Origin of the sequence: Megasphaera sp. SC8-1 (genome assembly GCF_024436295.1) — a bacterium.
GTDB lineage: Bacteria > Bacillota > Negativicutes > Veillonellales > Megasphaeraceae > Megasphaera > Megasphaera elsdenii.
This window is the reverse complement of record NZ_JANFQH010000034.1, coordinates 1-18,127: the sequence shown is the minus strand read 5'-3', so window position 1 is coordinate 18,127 and position 18,127 is coordinate 1. Positions and strand designations below refer to the sequence as shown.

Annotated in this window: 17 protein-coding genes; 14 read left to right on the top strand and 3 right to left on the bottom strand. The window is 56.1% G+C overall.

Going from position 1 to position 18,127, the window contains the following annotated elements:
• Positions 1-321 precede the first annotated feature (321 nt).
• Positions 322-1,194, bottom strand: coding sequence for a LysR family transcriptional regulator (locus NOS26_RS10765; protein ID WP_072983395.1), 873 nt, complete (start codon positions 1,192-1,194; stop codon positions 322-324).
• A 126-nt stretch (positions 1,195-1,320) separates the two neighbouring features.
• Between NOS26_RS10765 and NOS26_RS10760 the strand changes: the two genes are divergently transcribed.
• Positions 1,321-1,896 (top strand): chromate transporter, encoded by a 576-nt coding sequence (locus NOS26_RS10760; RefSeq protein ID WP_022497430.1) that lies wholly within the window; start codon positions 1,321-1,323, stop codon positions 1,894-1,896.
• Positions 1,897-1,911: 15 nt separating this feature from the next.
• Positions 1,912-2,478, top strand: a complete 567-nt coding sequence (locus NOS26_RS10755) for a chromate transporter (RefSeq protein WP_027895183.1) — start codon at positions 1,912-1,914, stop codon at positions 2,476-2,478.
• Here the strand turns inward: NOS26_RS10755 and NOS26_RS10750 are convergent.
• Positions 2,471-5,002 carry a 3'-5' exonuclease gene (locus NOS26_RS10750; protein WP_255917742.1) on the bottom strand — a complete coding sequence of 844 codons (2,532 nt, stop codon included), beginning with the start codon at positions 5,000-5,002 and terminating at the stop codon, positions 2,471-2,473. The genes NOS26_RS10755 and NOS26_RS10750 overlap by 8 nt on opposite strands.
• 283 nt (positions 5,003-5,285) lie before the next feature.
• Here NOS26_RS10750 and purE point away from each other — a divergent pair, with 283 nt between their 5' ends.
• The 8 genes from purE to fumC all read left to right on the top strand — a co-directional run bounded on the left by purE (position 5,286) and on the right by fumC (position 14,283).
• Positions 5,286-5,780 (top strand): 5-(carboxyamino)imidazole ribonucleotide mutase, encoded by a 495-nt coding sequence (gene purE / locus NOS26_RS10745; protein ID WP_014016571.1) that lies wholly within the window; start codon positions 5,286-5,288, stop codon positions 5,778-5,780.
• A gap of 44 nt (positions 5,781-5,824) precedes the next feature.
• On the top strand, positions 5,825-7,252 hold the full coding sequence (gene purF, locus NOS26_RS10740; RefSeq protein WP_170101556.1) for an amidophosphoribosyltransferase: 1,428 nt from the start codon (positions 5,825-5,827) through the stop codon (positions 7,250-7,252).
• Positions 7,233-8,297 carry a phosphoribosylformylglycinamidine cyclo-ligase gene (gene purM, locus NOS26_RS10735; protein ID WP_014016573.1) on the top strand — a complete coding sequence of 355 codons (1,065 nt, stop codon included), beginning with the start codon at positions 7,233-7,235 and terminating at the stop codon, positions 8,295-8,297. Before purF ends, purM begins: the two co-directional genes overlap by 20 nt.
• Positions 8,290-8,904: a phosphoribosylglycinamide formyltransferase gene (gene purN, locus NOS26_RS10730; RefSeq protein ID WP_255917741.1), complete on the top strand. Its 615-nt coding sequence runs from the start codon at positions 8,290-8,292 to the stop codon at positions 8,902-8,904. Before purM ends, purN begins: the two co-directional genes overlap by 8 nt.
• Positions 8,905-8,916: 12 nt before the next feature.
• A complete protein-coding gene (locus NOS26_RS10725; RefSeq protein WP_014016575.1) occupies positions 8,917-9,522 on the top strand; it encodes an IMP cyclohydrolase in 606 nt (201 codons plus the stop codon).
• Positions 9,522-10,796 carry a phosphoribosylamine--glycine ligase gene (gene purD, locus NOS26_RS10720; protein ID WP_255917740.1) on the top strand — a complete coding sequence of 425 codons (1,275 nt, stop codon included), beginning with the start codon at positions 9,522-9,524 and terminating at the stop codon, positions 10,794-10,796. Before NOS26_RS10725 ends, purD begins: the two co-directional genes overlap by 1 nt.
• A 75-nt stretch (positions 10,797-10,871) precedes the next feature.
• Entirely contained in the window at positions 10,872-12,428 is a 1,557-nt protein-coding gene (locus tag NOS26_RS10715; protein ID WP_255917739.1) for an acyl CoA:acetate/3-ketoacid CoA transferase, read from the top strand.
• Between the two features lie 469 nt (positions 12,429-12,897).
• Complete coding sequence (fumC, locus tag NOS26_RS10710; RefSeq protein WP_255917738.1) at positions 12,898-14,283, top strand: class II fumarate hydratase; 1,386 nt, start codon at positions 12,898-12,900, stop codon at positions 14,281-14,283.
• Positions 14,284-14,286: 3 nt separating this feature from the next.
• On the opposite strand, the gene NOS26_RS10705 is transcribed toward fumC, so the two are convergent.
• Positions 14,287-15,024, bottom strand: coding sequence for a vWA domain-containing protein (locus NOS26_RS10705; RefSeq protein WP_255917737.1), 738 nt, complete (start codon positions 15,022-15,024; stop codon positions 14,287-14,289).
• Positions 15,025-15,202: 178 nt separating this feature from the next.
• Here NOS26_RS10705 and NOS26_RS10700 point away from each other — a divergent pair, with 178 nt between their 5' ends.
• From NOS26_RS10700 to NOS26_RS10685, 4 genes are all read left to right on the top strand, one after another.
• A complete protein-coding gene (locus NOS26_RS10700; RefSeq protein WP_255917736.1) occupies positions 15,203-15,808 on the top strand; it encodes an isoprenylcysteine carboxylmethyltransferase family protein in 606 nt (201 codons plus the stop codon).
• Between the two features lie 145 nt (positions 15,809-15,953).
• Positions 15,954-16,406 carry a large conductance mechanosensitive channel protein MscL gene (gene mscL, locus NOS26_RS10695; RefSeq protein WP_255917735.1) on the top strand — a complete coding sequence of 151 codons (453 nt, stop codon included), beginning with the start codon at positions 15,954-15,956 and terminating at the stop codon, positions 16,404-16,406.
• Between the two features lie 226 nt (positions 16,407-16,632).
• Positions 16,633-17,061, top strand: a complete 429-nt coding sequence (locus NOS26_RS10690) for a MarR family winged helix-turn-helix transcriptional regulator (RefSeq protein ID WP_255917734.1) — start codon at positions 16,633-16,635, stop codon at positions 17,059-17,061.
• A gap of 11 nt (positions 17,062-17,072) precedes the next feature.
• A complete protein-coding gene (locus NOS26_RS10685) occupies positions 17,073-17,771 on the top strand; it encodes a YitT family protein (protein WP_255917733.1) in 699 nt (232 codons plus the stop codon).
• Positions 17,772-18,127 lie beyond the last annotated feature (356 nt).

The following is an 18,127-nucleotide window of genomic DNA, read 5'->3' as shown; positions in this document are numbered from 1 at the left end:
CATATTAATGTATTATATGGGGCTGTCGCATTTTGCGACGCCCTTTTTTTTTATGAATAAAAAAAGACGGCCCCGTTATCGGCCGTCCTTTTTCATGCGGAAATGCACGATGCGAAATAATCCGGATAGAATTGCAGTGTCAAGTTCGCATTAACTTTTGTGTGGTGCACCAAAAGATAGTTAAAGACGCTGTCACATGATGACAGCGTCTTTTTTTGACTTTTAACTGTAGTGGCCGAATGAAAATAAATTCTAGCGTAATTTGATTGACTCCATGAAGAATAAAAATGAGGGGTGGAAATGAAACATGCCAGCGTGTTTTCAGGCCTTTGTCAAGGCATCGATGAACTGGCGGGCTATGCTGGACAGGTAGCGGTGTTTTGGGGTGATGACGGCTAATTGGGTGCGCAGGCGCGGTTCGTCGATGGCTTTTGTCTGGAGCTGGGGCCGACTGGCCGGTGAGATGGCCGATGCCGGGACGACGGCGTAGCCCAGGCCGGTTTCGGCCCAGAGCAGGGTCGTCCGGGCGTCGTCGTTGCGGCAGAGGAGGTTCGGTGTGAGATTGTGGGCTTCGCAGACGTCATGGAAGAGCTGGTCGAAGCGGCGGTAGAGGATGAGCGGCAGGCCCTGCAGTTGTTCTATGGTCATCGACGGCTGGCCCGGATTGGGGTCGGCCAGGGACTCGGTATAGGCCAGGACCATCGGTTCTTCCGGCAGCAGAGTGCAGTCGAAGGCGTCCTGCTTAAAGGGCGTGCGGACGATGCCGATTTCGATGAGGCCCTTGCGCAGCATGTCCAGGACGCGGAAGGTGTTGCCGTCGTAGATTTCGAAGCGGATCCCGCGATGGTCGTCGTGGAACTGGCGGAGGGCTGGCTGGAGAATGACGCTGCCCGATGACGATACAGTCCCGATGGACAAGGTGCCGCGTAGGCCGTTCTTGAAATCGGCGATTTCCCGGCGCGTCGAGTCGGTGAGGGTGACGATCTGCCGGGCCCGGCGGTAGAGGATTTCGCCGGCGTCGGTCAAGGTGACGCTGCGCGGCTCCCGCTGCAGGAGCTGGACGCCCAGTTCTTCTTCCAGGGCCTTCATCTGCTGGCTCAGCGGCGGCTGGGCCATGTGAAGGCGCCGGGCGGCGGCTGTGATCTGGCCTTCTTCGGCGATGACCATGAAATAAGTGAGTTGACGGATATCCATACCCATGCCTCCTTGACATATGATTTACATATATTATATCAATTGTACAAATATTTTCAATATAGTAAAAGACGTGTTATACTAAGACCATAGAAAAGATACCTATCCGGAAAGGAATGATACACGATGAACGAAATTGTGACACCGAAACGGGATGCCCATTTCTTTTGGACCCTGTTCAAATCGACTTTTTTAATCAGTGCCTTCACCGTCGGCGGAGGCTTCGTCATTATTCCCCTGCTGAAAGGGAAATACGTCGATGAATACCATTGGATCAACGACAAGGATACCCTCGACATGGTAGCCATTGCCCAGTCCATGCCAGGCGTCATCGCCGTCAACAGTGCCGTCATCCTGGGCTATCGCATGGCTGGGGTCCTGGGGACGCTGGTCGCTCTGGTGGCTACGGTGCTGCCCTGTCTGATTACGCTGTCGATCATTTCATACTGCTATGATTTCTTTATCCAGAACTTATATATCAAGATGATCCTCCGCGGCATGCAGTGCGGGGCGACGGCGCTCATCGTCAATGTCGGCATCGACCTCCTCATCAAGCAGGGCAAGAAGAGATTGCTCCTGCCCCTGGCCATCATCGTGGCGACGTTCATTGCCAACTTGTGCTTCGATGTCAATATCATGGTGCTCATCATCATTGACGGCATCATCGGCTTCGCCTTCATGCGCGATAAGAAGTACGACTAAGGGGAGGGACTTATTATGATATATGCATTGCTTTTTTGGGAATTCTGTAAAGTCGGGGCCTTCTGCGTCGGCGGCGGTTATGCTTCCATGCCGCTGATCCAGGCCAGTGTCGTCGATACCTTCCATTGGCTCTCTATGAGCGAATTTGTCGATATATTCACCATTTCTCAGATGACTCCGGGACCGATCGGCATCAATGCCGCTACCTTTGTCGGCACCAAGATCGCCGGGCTGGGCGGGGCTGTTGCAGCCACCCTGGGCTTCGTCACGCCGTCGTTCTTCTTGGGGATTATTTTAGCACGCGTCTTCCTCAAGTATGGCGACATCGGTCCAATCCGGGGCATCCTCAATGGCCTGCGGCCGGCAGTGGTCGCCCTCATCTGCGTCGCCAGCCTGAGCTTCATCCTCCTGGCCCTGTGGAATACGGAAACCCTGCCCGACGACTGGTCGGCCTTCAGTCTCGGCGGCCTGGCCATACTCATCCTGGCCATTGCAGCCACGCGCCGCAAGATCGGCGTCATCAAGGTCCTCATCGGGTCCGGCGTCTTAGGCCTGGTCTTAGGCATAGCCGGCCTCATCTAACTTCGATATATTGGGAATCCAGGCTCTGGAGGAAGCGGCTCGGCGCATAGCGCTGATTGCCGTTCCCTTCGTGCCAGCTCAGATACAGCCTCTTTTTGGCCCGCGTAATGGCGACATAAAAGAGGCGTTTTTCTTCTTCTATATTCCCTTTCTTTACGGACCAGAAGGTCGGGAAGACCCGGTCTTCCAGATGGGCCAGGAAGACGTAATCGAATTCCAGGCCCTTGGCCTGATGGATGGTGATGATGGGGATTTTCGGGTCCTTGGCCAGCATGCTGTCCAGTTCGCTGTTGGACAGGGCGGTCAGCTTGAGAAATTCTGCCAGGGCGTCGCGCGGGTCCTGGCCCGGGTCGTCTGTTTCTTTGGCGATGCGGTAGAGCTTGCGGACGTTTTCCAGCCTGTCGATGTGCTGGGCCGCATCGCTGGGGTCGCGATGGCTTTCGTACCAGGCCTTGACGCCGCCTTCGTTCATGACGGCGGCGATGAGGTCTATGGGCCGGTCCTGATAGGACTGTCGGCGGAAACGGGCTATGTCACGGCTGAACGGGGCGAAGAGAGGCAGGTAGATAGCCAGGGACGAACGGCGGGCCGTCGTAGCCGGGCGGATTTGTTTCGTTACGGCATAACATAGGAGGCCGGCCGTGGCCAGGATGTCGTCGAAGGCGTCGTGCGATGGCTGATGGTCGATGGGGAAGGTTTCACTGAGCGTGGCCAGTTTGTGGTTGATGAGGTTGGGATAGAAGCGGCGGTAGATGTCCAGCGTGTCGTAATAGGGGAAATCGCCGCTTTCGCCCATGCCCAGGCGCTGGAGCTCGCTGTGCAGGATGGACAGGTCATACGTGACGTTGTGGCCGACGATGACGGCGTCTTTGGCAAAGTCCAGGAAGGCCGTCAGAGCCTGGCGCGGTTCCATCCCCTGGGCCTCCAGGGTTTCGTCGCTGATGTGGTGGACGTAGAAGGAAGCCCCGACAGGCCGGCTGGCACGGACATAGGTGTTGAAGGTGTCCGCGACCTGGCCCTGGGCATCGAGGCGGACGGCGGCAATCTGGATGATTTCATCCCTCGTCGTGTCGGTGCCGGTGCTTTCGACGTCGAAGACGACGATCCGGCCTTCATCCAGGGCTGATAGCAGGAGCCCGTAAGGGTCGCCCGTTTCCTGGGAAATGGGGTCGATGAAGTCGCAGAGCCGAAGGCCCAGGCGGCGGTAGGATTCGCTTTCGATGGTCTCTACGGTTCGCCGGCCGATGCGGGGGACGAAGCGCAATAAAATCCGCTTCAGGCTCAGGTTATCATGCTTGTTCAGGAGCAGCCTCAGGTAGGCCAGGACGTCTTTACATTCCTGGCGCTTGAACAGGTGGAACTGGTCGATACAGGTCACGGGCAGCTGGTCTTCCGGCGGATAGTGCTGGTTGTGGGCGTTGATGCCCGTCCAGAGCTGCTGGGCCTGGCGGTTGCCACGGACGAGGACGCAGGCTTTCAGTCGTTCCTGCTGCGGCAGGCGCATCAGTTCCTGGAAGATCCAGCGGCTTTCGCCGATGAAGTTGTCCGCCTTATGGACGACGATGGGGTCACCGGGAACGGCGGCTGCGGCCTGGCCGGGCTGGGGATAGATGTGGTGGACCGTCACTTGGCCGAAGAGACGGTTCAGGCAGCCTTCGGCAGCTTTCAAGAGGAGCTGCGTAGCCCGGTAGTTGGTCGTAAAGGTGATTTCCCGGGGATGATAGGTCTTGCGGAATTGTTCCAGGATGTATTCCGGATAGGAGCCGCGCCATTCGTAAATGGTCTGGAAGTAATCGCCGCAGAGGAGGACGTTGCGGCCGGGGAAGAGGCGGCTGATGACGGCGTATTCGACTTCGCTCGTGTCCTGCATTTCATCGACGGCGATGAAGCGGAACCGGTCCCGCCAGCGCTGGCAGCAGGCTTCGTCTGTGAGGAAGTCATAGGCGCCGGTGATGAGGTCCGTGAAATCGACGGCGTGGTTGTCGGCCAGGATGGCATCGTATTGCCGGACGAGGTCGTCGCCGTGGTCATGGAGCCAGGCCTGGAGGGGTTCTTTCGGCGCCGTGAAATCGTGGAGGTCCGGGAGGACGCGCTGTTTCTTGGCAAATTCGATATAGTTCTGCAGGGCCTGGGTGTCATTGCCCGGTGCCGACGCCGCCGCCGGGAGGTTGTCGATGAGCTGCCGGCAGTCTTCGTCATCGTAGAGGAGAAAATCATTATAACAGTCGCTCTGGCGCTTTGTTTCCTCTTTGATGAGGCTGTAACAGAAACTGTGGATCGTCTTGACGACGACGTCCAGGCCCTTTTCGTGGGCCGTAGCGACGATGCGTTCCTTCAGCTCCTTGCAGGCCCGGTTGGTGAAGGTCAGACAGAGTATCTGCGCGCCTTCAGCGGCCTTCGTTTCCAGGATATGGGCGACCCGGCAGGCCAGGACACGGGTCTTGCCCGTGCCGGCCGGGGCGTTGAGCAGGATGGGCTGCGACAGGTCGCGGACGACTTGCTGCTGCTGGTCATTTAATTCCATAATCTATCCCTCCGTGTGGGTAATCTCCTCCCATTGTACCATAGTCGGCGTTATCCGTGTACAAACTGTGAGGGAACGGGCAAATTTCATTGACAGCCTCGTAGGTTTTTGATAGAATCAAAGTGTGTTTGATAATCTTTCAATCAATAAGGAGATGCACTATGACAAGACGTTTATGGACAGGTTCTTTGCCGTTTGTAAACAGTCTCCGTGTGTCTAACTGAAAACCCAAAGGTGATACTGCGTCACTTTTGGGTTTTGTTTTTCTAAGGAGGGGTCTCTGTTGAAGGTCGGTTTGATCATGGGAAGCGATTCTGATTTTCCCGTTATGAAAAAAGCGATTGCTATTTTTAAAGAATTTGGTGTTGAATATGAAGTCTTGTTAGCGTCGGCCCACCGCACGCCGGCAGCTGTCCGGGAATTCGTTTCGACAGCCGAAGAACGGGGCATCAGTGCCTTTGTCGTCGGTGCCGGCATGGCCGCTCATCTGCCCGGTGTCGTCGCCAGCTATACGACGCTGCCCGTCATCGGTGTCCCCTTGGAAAGCGGCAGCCTCCAGGGCATGGATGCGCTGCTGGCCATCGTCCAGATGCCGTCGGGTATTCCCGTTGCCACCGTCGCCATCAACGGTGCCAAGAACGGAGCGCTCCTGGCTGTACAGATCGGCGCTGCCAGCGATGCCGGATTAGCTAAGAAATACAAGGCATACCGCGAAAACATGGCTAAAGAAGTCATGGAAAAGAACCAGAAATTGCAAGAAACCGTAAAGTCCCTCTAAGGGCATGTACAGACTATTTTTCGTTATAACAGGAGGTTTAATTCATGTTTTACGATCCGATTTGGGATAAGCAGCATGAAGAATGTGGTGTCTTAGGTATTTACGATAAACACCTCGATATTCCCCGCTATATTTACTGGGGGTTGTTCGCATTACAGCATCGTGGCCAGGAAAGCGGCGGCATCGCCCTGACTGACGGCCAGGATATCCATACGTTCCGCGGCATGGGCCTCATCAGCACGGTCTTCGCCAACGGCGTACCTGACGAAGAAGGCGGCCCTGTCGGTATCGGCCACGTCCGCTATTCGACGACAGGCTCCAATAATCCCCGCAACATCCAGCCCCTGGCCGTATACACGCCCATGGGACAGCTGGCCCTGGCGCACAACGGCAACCTGACCAATACGCGGGTCCTGCGGGAAGAACTGGACCGCGGCGGCGCGACGTTCCAGACGACCATGGACAGTGAAATCATCGTCAACCTCATCAGCCGCAGCCAGAAAGACACCATCGAAGAACGCATCATGGAAAGCATGAACCGCATCCAGGGGGCGTACTCGCTGGTACTCATGACGAAAGATACGCTCTACGGCGTCCGCGACCCCTACGGTTTCCGCCCGCTCTGCATCGGCCGTACCGATGAAGGCGGCTGGGTCCTGGCTTCGGAAACGTGTGCCCTCGACGCCATCGGTGCCAAGTTTGTCCGCGACGTACAGCCTGGCGAATTTGTCCAGATCAACGAAAAAGGCGTCAAATCGTCGATTTTTGCCAAGGCACCGCGCAAGCAGGTCTGTTCCTTCGAATACATTTACTTCGCCCGTCCGGACAGTGTCATCGACGGCCAGGATGTCTATCAGGCTCGCCTGAACATGGGCCGGGAAATGTGGAACGAAACGCAGTATGATGCGGATATCGTCATTTCCGTCCCGGACAGCGGCAACACGGCGGCCATCGGCTATGCCCAGGCTTCGGGCATCCCCTTCAAGCACGGCCTCATCAAGAACCGCTACATGGGCCGTACCTTCATCAAGCCGAACCAGAAACAGCGTGAACTGGCAGTCCGCATGAAATTGAACGTCGTCAAGTCCGTCGTCAAGGGCAAGCGCATCGTCATGGTCGACGACTCCATCGTCCGCGGCACGACGAGCGGCATCATCTGCAAGCTCCTGCGCGAAGCCGGCGCCAAGGAAGTCTATATGTGCGTATCGGCACCGCCTATCAAATACCCCTGCTTCTACGGCATCGACACGTCAGTCCGCAAGGAACTCATTGCTTCGACGTTCAGTGTCGAACAGATCCAGAAGTATATCGGCGTCGACAAACTCCATTTCATTTCTATCGATGGCCTCAACCGGGCTGTCGAACATATCCCCAAGGAAGATATGTGCTTAGCTTGCTTTAACAACGACTATCCTACGGACACTCCGCAGGCCAATGAGGAAGGAGAAAAATATGCTCTCGAACACAAATAAAGGATTGACTTATGCTGATGCCGGCGTCGACATCGATGCTGGCAACAAAGCCGTAGAATTGATGAAAGATTCGGTCAAAGCCACGTACCGTCCGGAAGTCCTCGGCGACCTCGGCGGCTTCGGCGGCCTCTTTTCCCTGATGAACAGTGACATCAAGAAACCCATCCTGGTCAGCGGTACCGATGGGGTCGGTACGAAACTGCGCCTGGCCATCATGATGGGCAAGCACGATACAGTCGGCCAGGACTGCGTCGCCATGTCCATCAATGATGTCCTTGTCCAGGGGGCAGAACCGCTCTTTTTCCTGGACTATATCGCTGTCGGCAAGCTCGACCCGGTACAGGTTGCAACCATCGTTAAGGGCGTTGCTAATGCCTGCCAGGAATCGGGCTGCGCCCTCCTCGGCGGCGAAACGGCTGAAATGGCCGGCTTCTATGCCAAAGATGATTATGACCTGGCCGGCTTCGGCGTCGGCATCGTCGACCGCGACAAGGTCATTACCGGCGAAAACATTAAAGCCGGCGACGTCCTCATCGGTCTGCCGTCGACAGGGGTCCACTCCAATGGTTTCTCCTTGGTCCGCAAGATTGTCCTGGAACGGCAGAACATGAAGCTCGACCAGTACGTCGACGAACTGGGTATGACTATCGGCGAATGCCTGCTCACGCCGACCCGCCTCTATCCGCGTCCGTGCCTGCCGATCATCAAGAACTTCACTGTCAAGGGCATGGTCCACATCACCGGTGGCGGTTTCTATGAAAACATCCCCCGCGTCCTGCCGAAAGGCGTCGGCGTCGACATCGACGTCACGTCGTGGCCGCAGCTGCCGATTTTCGGGCTCCTCCAGAAGTGGGGCAACGTCGATGCCAAGGAAATGTACCGTACCTTCAACATGGGCATCGGCATGATCATGATCGTCGATGAAAAAGACGCAGATGCCGTCCTCAAGAATCTGGCAGACCGCGATGAAAAGGCCTATGTCATCGGCAAAGTCGTCGATTCCGACGTACCCGTAACCTTGCGGGGAGGCGTATTCCATGACTAAGAAGAAAATGGTCATTTTCGCATCGGGCCGCGGCTCCAATGCCATCGCCCTTCACGATGCCGTCAAAGATGGCAAGATCAATGCGGAAATCAAGGCCCTGGTCTGCGATATCCCCGGCGCACCGGTCATGGACCGGGCTAAGGAATGGGGCGTACCGGTCATTCTGGCTGACCGCAAATCTTTCGACTCGAAAGAAGCTTTTGAAAAATACATCCTCGACGCCATCGAACCGTATCAGGCCGACGTCATCTGCCTGGCCGGCTTCATGCGCCTCTTGAGTAGTGATTTCATTTCCCATTATGAACACAAGATGCTCAATATCCATCCGGCCCTGCTGCCGTCGTTCCGCGGCCTCCACGCCCAGCGCCAGGCCGTCGAAGCCGGCGTCAAGATCGCTGGCTGCACGGTCCATTTCGTCGTACCCGACATGGACGCCGGCCCGATCATCTTGCAGTCGGCCGTACCGGTCTACGAAGACGATACGGAAGATACGCTGGCTGCCCGGATCCTCACCAAGGAACATCCGACCTACGTCAGAGCGGCAGCACTCTTTTGCGATGATAAATTGACTATCGACGGCAACGTCGTCAAAGGGACTCAGGAATAGGAGGAATTTTCCATGAAAGTAAAACGCGCACTCATTAGTGTATCTGATAAGACGGGCGTCGTCGAATTGGGCAAAGCCCTGGCAGACCTCGGCATCGAAATCATCTCCACCGGCGGCACCATGCGGACTCTGAAAGAAGCAGGCGTACCGGTCATCGCCGTTCAGGACGTCACGGGCTTCCCGGAAATGATGGACGGCCGCGTCAAGACGCTGAATCCGAAAATCCATGGCGCTATCCTGGCGGTCCGCGACAATCCGGAACACGTCAAGGCCATGAAAGAACACGACATCAAGCCAATCGACCTGGTCGTCGTCAACCTCTATCCGTTCCAGCAGACTATTGCCAAACCGGATGTCACCCTGGCAGAAGCCATTGAAAACATCGACATCGGCGGCCCCTGCATGGTCCGTGCTTCGGCCAAGAACAACAAATACGTCGCCATCGTCACCAATCCGGCTAAATACGGCGAAATCATTTCCATCCTCCAGAAGGACGGCGAATTTTCCGACCAGTACCGCCTGGAACTGGCTCAGGAAGCTTTCCATCATACGGCTGTCTATGATACAGCTATTGCCGCATATTTAGCGGAACAGGTTCAGAAGGGGGCTGCAAAATAATGAAGGTAGCAGTCATCGGCGGCGGCGGCCGCGAACATACTTTAGCCTGGAAACTGGCTCAGAGCCCGAGTGTCGATAAACTCTACGCCATCCCTGGCAGTGCCGCTATGAGTGAAGTCGCCCAGTGCGTCGACATCGCCTTGTCCGACCTGGACGCCATCACGGACTATGCCCAAAAGGAAGGCATCGACATGCTCGTCGTCGGTCCGGAAGTGCCCTTGACCGAAGGCCTTGCCGACCTGGCTCAGTCCAAGGGTCTGGCTGTCTTTGGTCCCAACAAGGCCGCTGCCCAGATGGAAGGGTCGAAGGTCTTCGCCAAGAACCTCATGAAGAAATACCATGTCCCGACGGCAGCCTACGCTTCCTTTACCGATGGCGATGCCGCCAAGGCCTATATTAAAGAACAGGGCGCACCCATCGTCGTCAAAGCCGACGGCCTGGCTGCCGGCAAAGGCGTCGTCGTCGCCCAGACGGAAGCAGAAGCCATCGAAGCGGTCAATGCCATGATGGAAGACCATATCTTCGGCGCTTCCGGCGGCCGCATTGTCATCGAAGAATGCATGGTCGGTGAAGAAGCGAGCCTCCTGGCTTTCGTCGACGGCAAGACCATCGTGCCCATGATTTCCGCTCAGGACCACAAGCGTATCTTCGATAACGACGAAGGCCCCAACACGGGCGGCATGGGAGCGTATGCTCCGGCACCGGTCGTTACGCCGGAAATCCGCAAGGAAGTCGAAGAAAAGATTTTGAAACCCGTCGTCGACGCCCTCAAGCAGGAAGGCATTACCTATCAGGGCTGCCTTTACGCCGGCCTCATGATTACGGCAGACGGCCCGAAAGTCGTCGAATTCAACTGCCGCTTCGGCGACCCTGAAACGCAGGCCGTTTTGCCGCTCCTCGACGGCGACCTGGCACAGATCATGTACGCCTGCGCCAAAGGCACGCTGACGGCTGACATGGTCCATTGGAAAGACGCTGCTGCCTGCTGCGTCATCATGGCTTCTGCCGGCTATCCCGCTTCGTCCCATAAGGGCGATGTCATCAGCGGCCTCGACGCTGTCGATAAAGAAGACGTCATGGTCTTCCATTCCGGCACGGCCAAGAAAGATGGCCAGTACGTCACCAACGGCGGCCGCGTCCTCGGCGTCACGGCAGTAGCTCCGGACCTCAAGAGCGCCATCGAAAAGGCTTATGATAACGTCAAACGCATCCACTTCGACGGCCAGCAGGTCCGCAGCGATATCGGCGCTAAAGGATTGAAACACTTGAAATAACGTGATTCCAACATCAAACTTAAAAAAGGCTGTCGTAGACAGCCTTTTTTACTACCACACGAAAGGAAGGTCCTTATGACAAAGTTTATTACGCCTGTTGAAGCGGCCCGTCTCGTTGGCGATAATATGACCTTGGCTGTCAGTGGCCATGCCGGTTTCGGGACGCCAGACGGCTTATTCAAGGCTCTCCACGACCGCTATGGTGAAGAAGGCCATCCCCGCAACCTGACACTGGTCAAGATTGCCGGTACTGGCGACGGCGGCCAGCGCGGCGGTGACCGACTGGCTGCAGACGGCCTCATCGGGACGATCATTACCAGTCATTTCGGCATGGAAAAGAAATTATCCGATAAGGTCGCAGCTGACCAGTGCCTGGCCTATACGGTCCCGGCTGGGACGCTCCTGGAACTGTATCGGGCTATTGCCGCCGGCCGTAAGGGCGTCTGGACCGACATCGGCCTGCATACCCTGGCCGACCCGCGCCGGGACGGCAGCAAGGCCAACGCCAAGACCGTCCGCGAAGGGAAGGACATCGTCCGCCTGATGGAAATCGATGGCAGCGAATACCTGTATTATCCGGCCTTTCCCATCCAGGTCTGCTTTATCCGCGGTTCTCTGGCTGACGAAGACGGCAACATTTCCCTCCAGCGTGAAGCCATGATTGGCGAACAGCTGGAAGTGGCCGAAGCGACGCATAATTCCGGCGGTATCGTCGTCGTCCAGGTCGAAGACGTCGTGCCTCGTGGCAGCCTCGATTCGCGCCTTGTGAAGATACACCATTTCCTCGTCGACTACGTCGTCGTACCGCGGCCGAAGTATCACGTCCAGAGCTTTTCAACCCATGGCTACCGGCCGGAACTGAGCGGCGAAAGGCGCAAGTCCATCCAGTCCCTGCCGCCGCATCCCCTGGATAATCGCAAAATCTGTGCCCGCCGGGCCGCTATGGAACTGAAAAAGGGGGATGTCATGAACCTGGGAATCGGCATCCCGGAAATCATTGGCTCCGTTGCCGCTGAAGAAGGCTTCGGGCCGAGCTTGACCTTGGCGGCCGATTCAGGAATCATCGGCGGCATCCCCTTGTCGGGCCTCGATATGGGAGCGGCTGTCAATGCTGAGGCAGAACTGAAAATGGCCGATATGTTCGACATCTGTCACGGCGGTGGTCTCGACCTCTGTGCCTTGGGCCTGGCAGAAATCGACGCCATGGGCAATGTCAATGTCTCGAAGTTCCACGGCCGTGTCACCGGACCAGGAGGCTTCATCGACCTGGCCCAGCATACGAAGAAGCTCATCCTCATGGGGACCTTTACGGCCGGCGGCCTGCGCGAGCACTGCGAAAACGGGCAGCTCGTCATCGACAGGGAAGGAAAGTACCAGAAGTTTAAGCGCCATATCGAACAGGTCACCTTTTCCGGAGACTACGCGGCAGCCCACGGCCAGCACGTCCTGGTCGTTACGGAACGGGCCGTCTTCCGCCTGACGCCGCAGGGACTCATGCTGACAGAAATCGCCCCGGGCGTCGACCTGGAACGGGACATCCTGGGCCATATGGAATTCCGCCCGCTCATCGCCGATGACCTGCAACTCATGGACGGCCGCATCTTCCAGCCCGACCCCATGGGCTTGTCGTAGGTCGTTCATCGTTCCTCGAATGGTCCCCTGTGGGGACCCAACGTAGGGGCGACCCAAAGGGGCGCCCGCCGAGTCCACCGTGTTTTATATAATATGGAGTCCGGCCGCAAATGTGGGGAAACCCTTCCTCGTTCCTCATACGGTCCCCCTTGGGGACCTAACGTAGGGGCGTCCCAAAGGGCGCCCGCCGAGTCCACCGTGTTTTATATAATATGAAGTCCGGCCGCAAATGTGGGGAAACCGTTCCTCGTTCCTCATACGGTCCCCCTTGGGGACCCAACGTAGGGGCGACCCAAAGGGCGCCCGCCGAGTCCGCCATGTTTTATAAAATATGGAGTATACGGACGCAAATGTGGGGAAACCGTTCCTCGTTTCTCATACGGTCCCCCTTGGGGACCCAACGTAGGGGCGTCCCAAAGGGCGCCCGCCTGAGTCCGCTATGTTTTATATAATCTGATTGGAGGTTTTCATGGAATACCGTATAGAAAGAGATTCGATGGGAGAAATCAAAGTCCCGGCTGACAAACTCTGGGGTGCCCAGACACAGCGCAGCTTCGAGAATTTTAAGATTGGCACGGAAAAGATTCCTGCCGAAATGGTCACGGTCTTTGCTTATTTGAAAAAGGCGGCAGCTCTGACCAACAAGGAATTGGGCGTCGTCGACGGCGACCGGGCCGATGCCATTATCCAGGCCTGCGATGACATCCTGGCCGGCAAGCTCGATGGCAATTTCCCCCTGGCCGTATGGATGACCGGCAGCGGCACGCAGTTCAACATGAACGTCAACGAAGTCGTCGCTAACCGGGCCAAGCAGATTTTGCAATCCCAGGGCAAGGACTTGAATGTCCATCCCAATGACCACGTCAATCATTCCCAAAGCTCGAACGATACCTTCCCGACAGGCCTGCATATGGTCGGCGTCCTGCTCATCGAACAGAAACTGTTCCCTGCCATGGAAGCCCTCTACCAGGCACTCCGGGCCAAACAGGAAGCCTTCAAGGACATCGTCAAGATCGGCCGGACCCACTTGCAGGATGCGACGCCCTTGACGCTGGGCCAGGAATTCAGCGGCTGGGCCCGCATGATCCAGCGTGACCGGGACATGCTGGCCCAGGGCATCGATTTCCTCCGCGACCTGGCTATGGGCGGCACAGCTGTCGGTACGGGCATCAACTGCCCCAAGGGCTATGACGTGCGCTTCGCCGAAATCGTCAGCCAGCTGACGGGTACGACCTTCCATACGGCGCCGAACAAGTTCCAGTCCCTGACCAGTAAGGACGAACTCGTCGTCGTCCACGGCATGCTCAAGGCCCTGGCCTGCGACCTCATGAAAATCGCCAACGACGTCCGCTGGCTGTCGTCAGGTCCGCGTTGCGGCATCGGCGAAATCCGTATTCCCGAAAACGAACCGGGCAGCTCTATCATGCCCAGCAAAGTCAACCCGACGCAGTGCGAAGCCGTCACCATGGTCGCCGTCCAGGTCATGGGCAACGATGCGACCATGGGCATCGCCGCCAGCCAGGGCAATTTCGAATTGAACGTCTTCATGCCCGTCATCGCCTACAACCTGATCCAGTCCATCCGACTGCTCACGGACTGCATGGATTCTTTCCGCAAGCATTGCGTCGTCGGCATCGAACCGAATCAGGAACGGATCACGACTAACCTGTACAATTCGCTGATCCTGGTCACGGGCCTGGTGCCTCTCGTTGGTTATGACAAGGCCTGCACCATTGCCAAACAGGCAGCCAAAGAAGGGCTGACCCTGAAAGAGTCAGCCCTGAAGACGGGGTGGGTCACGGCAGAGCAGTTCGACAAAGCCATGGATCCGGCTAAATTGGCAGGTTTGAAATAAGCCTTACTTATCTTTTTCGATGTTATCTTTCCAGGAGTCGTCGTCTTGCTGCTGAACGGCACTGCGCGTGTAGGCGGCAATGGCGGCGAAGTTCTTCTGGACGCCCGTCGAAGTATTGCGATACTTGACGGCATGGTCGGCATCGATACCCAGGTTCTGGGCTTCCGAAGCGGCGTCGATATTGGCGCCGAGGAAAATGAAGTCCCAGCCCTGGGCTTTTTTATCGGAAATCATTTTCTGGATCGTCGCCTTGGAGTATTCCGTACTGGCGTTTTCCAAGCCATCCGTGATGATGACGAAGATGACCTTGTGGTCCTTGTCGGAAATGCCCGGCGTGTCGGATATCTTGGCAATCGTGTTGCCTACGGCATCGAGGAGCGCCGTCGAGCCGCCGACGCGGTAATCCTTGGTCGTCATGTCCGATAGGCTGTTGATGTTGCTGCGGTCCGTCAGGATATCGACTTTGTTGTTGAACAGGACCGTTGTGACCTTGGTGTCGACGTCGAGGTCTTTTTCCTTGGCAATCATGGCGTTGTAGCCGCCGATGGTATCGCTTTCCAAGCCGTACATGGAGCCGCTCTTATCGAGGACCAAGACCAAGTCGAGATGTTTAATCGTCGACGGCAGGGTCTGTGTTTCGGCCTGGCGGGCCTTGTCGGTCATGGACGTCGTGTCGGCCGCGACAGCCGCGCCGCAGCAGAGCAGGGCGCTGAGGGTAAATATGAGTAATTTTTTGAACATGGCAGATGCCTCCTTAAAAATGGACGAATGACGTTTCTTTTATTGTATCATAAAAGTTGTTACAAAGAATACGCAGTCTGTTCACAAATCTTTATAATTCCTTTAACTTTTGCCTAATCTTTCGTTAGAAATGACCGTTATACTGGCCTTATCAATTAGGACAAGAGGAGGAGTCACCATGTATTTCCTGGACCATTACCGCACCCGTATTTCCCAAGTCATTGGGCTTCTGTTTTTATTTTTATTCATGTTCTCGCAAAAGGAATTGGATGTCACGGCCCCGTATGTCTCGGGCATCTTATTCCTCGTGGGCTGCCTCTGCGTCGGCGCCGCCATGGCAGGCCGCATGTGGTGCGCCCAGTACATTGCCGGCTATAAGAATGACGTCCTGGTCCGCGAAGGGCCGTACTCGGTCTGCCGGAATCCGCTGTATTTCTTCAGCTTCCTCGGCGGCATCGGCATCGGCCTGTGCACGGAATCGCTGAGCCTGACGGCACTGCTGGTACTCCTCTTCGCCGTCATGTACATCCCGGTCATCCATACGGAAGAAGTCCGGCTGCACCGCCTCTTCGGAGAACCGTATACTGCCTACATCCGGGAAGTACCCCGTTTCTTCCCGAAATGGTCGCTCTACCATGAACCGCAGGAATATACAGTTAAACCGAAAGTCTTCCGCCATGCTGCCGGCGACGTCCTCTGGTTCGTCCTGGCCGTCGGCATCCTGGAATGTATCGAAGCCATCCAGGAATCAGGCTTTTTGCCGCAGCTCCTGTCGCTTTATTAAATAAATATAACAAAAATAAAAAATCATTGTCAGCTTGCCCTTTTTCCGCTATGATGAATAGGGATTCGCACGACGGTTTCTGCCATCATGCGAATCCCTATTTTTTTATAATTTATTTTTTACACCACAGATAGGAGTGGAAAACATGGGCATCATCAAGGAATTCAAAGAATTTGCCATGCGGGGGAACGTGCTGGACATGGCAGTCGGTGTCGTCGTCGGCGGAGCTTTTGGGAAAATCGTCACGTCACTGGTCAACAACATTATTATGCCCCCATTTGGGGTCCTCCTCGGCGGGATTGATTTTTCGGACTTCTTCATCCCTTTGAGCACAGAACACGTCGAGTCCCTGGCCGAAGCGAAAGCAGCCGGGATCCCTGTCATTGCTTACGGTTCCTTTCTTAACACGGTCATTGAGTTCCTGATCATCGCCTTTGCCATTTTCATGGTCCTCAAACAGCTGAACCGCTTCCTGCCCAAACCGGAACCGGCTCCGGAACCGCGGCTCTGCCCGTTCTGCCGCCAGCCCATTGCGGACGATGCAACCCGCTGCCCGCACTGCACCAGCGAGCTGCCTGCTGCCGAAACGTCTCATTGATTGCAGATTGCTAGATCGTTTTTCGTTCGTAGTTTGCAGTTTGTAGGGGCTCGCACGTGGCGAGCCCGTCTCAGAATATGGAGAATTTTTCTAGCAAAGTGGTTGGTAAATCGTACATGTCCTGGAGTGGGCGCCCCTTGTAAGGGGCGCCCTGTTGACTTTTCTCCTTCTTGCGATATAATAAGAAATATAGTTGGAATTAAAACTAATTAAAAGGGGAATCGCCATGGACGAAGAAGCGTTGCATATTTTACTGTTGTTAGGGTTTCACCGGTCGAACCGGGAAATCGGCCGCCGCATCAAGCGGGAAGGGCTCATGCCCGGTCAGCCTAAGATCCTGGAATATCTGTGGTTCCATGACGGTGCCAGCCAAAAGGATATCAGCCGCGAGTGCATCATCGACAAGTCGACGGTGACCAGCCTGCTGAAACGCATGGAAAAGCTGGACCTCATCCGCAAGGAAACGCGGCCCGAAGACCAGCGGGGCGTGGCCATCTTCCTGACGGAAACGGGCTGGGAAAAGGCCAAGCGGATCCGCCAGGTCATTTATGGCATCGACGATGAAATGTGGCAGGGTATCGAGCCGGAAGCACGCCAGCAGTTCATGGCGACGTTTCATCGCATTATGGAGAATGAAAAGAAGTGGGGCGATTGAGTATGCGTCATATGCATCATTTGAAAATACGGGTCAGTGTCTTTCTTTGCAGTATCTTGATGACGGCCTGCGGCATCGACTTGATTACTGTCGCCAGCCTGGGGACGTCGCCCATTTCCAGCGTGCCCCTCGTCGTCAGCCTCTATACGCCGTGGACCTTCGGCCAGCTGACCTTTGTCCTCAACATGGCCTTCATCGTCTTGCAGATTGCCCTGCTGCGCCGCCAGTTCCGGCCCGTAGAGCTGCTGCAGATTGCCATTAACTTCGTCTTCAGCGCAGCCATCGACTTTTTCATGCACGCCATGGCAGGATTACAGGGACTGAACTGGCCTTTTGCCGCAGCTCTCTTAGTGGCCGGCTGTGCGACCCTGGCCTTCGGCATCTGCATCGAAGTGGCGTCGCAGGTCCTGATGGTGCCTGGCGACGGGGCCGTCAAGGCCATTGCCCAGACGGGGAAATGGCGGATGGGCTCGACGAAAGTCGCCTTCGATTCGACCATGGTCACCATTGCCGTCATCTTGTCGACCCTTTACGGCGGCCTGGGGACCCTGACTGGCCTTGGCGTCGGCACGCTGGTGTCGGCTATGCTCGTCGGGCGCTTCGTCAATTTCTTCAATCGCCGCGTCTTTTTCATCGAACGCCTGGCCCGGCTGTCCTTGGATGATGAAACCAAGGCGGCCGGAGCTTTGTCCAAAGAAGTCCAGTCCTGATTCAGGTACTGGACTTTATTCTTTTTCGGGTATATAATTATAGTTAACAAGCTAATCAATGTGTTCGGATACGGTTACGCTATAATAGCGCGTAACTTCTTGATTCACCTATGTAGTTAGCTAGATAATTATAATAGAGGGGAAGGAATGATTACCATGAAGGGACAAACAGTGCATCTGCCAAAGCGGGCATGGCGCCTGGGCCTATTTTTCATCGGCATCCTCCTGGCAGGCGGTGTCCTACTTATGTATATTCCGGCATGGGCATGCCCTATGAAAAGGTCGCTATGCTGGTCGCCGTCGTCTGCGCCGTCCTGTTCACGGTCCTGCTTGGGAATAACTTCATCGAAGAAGCG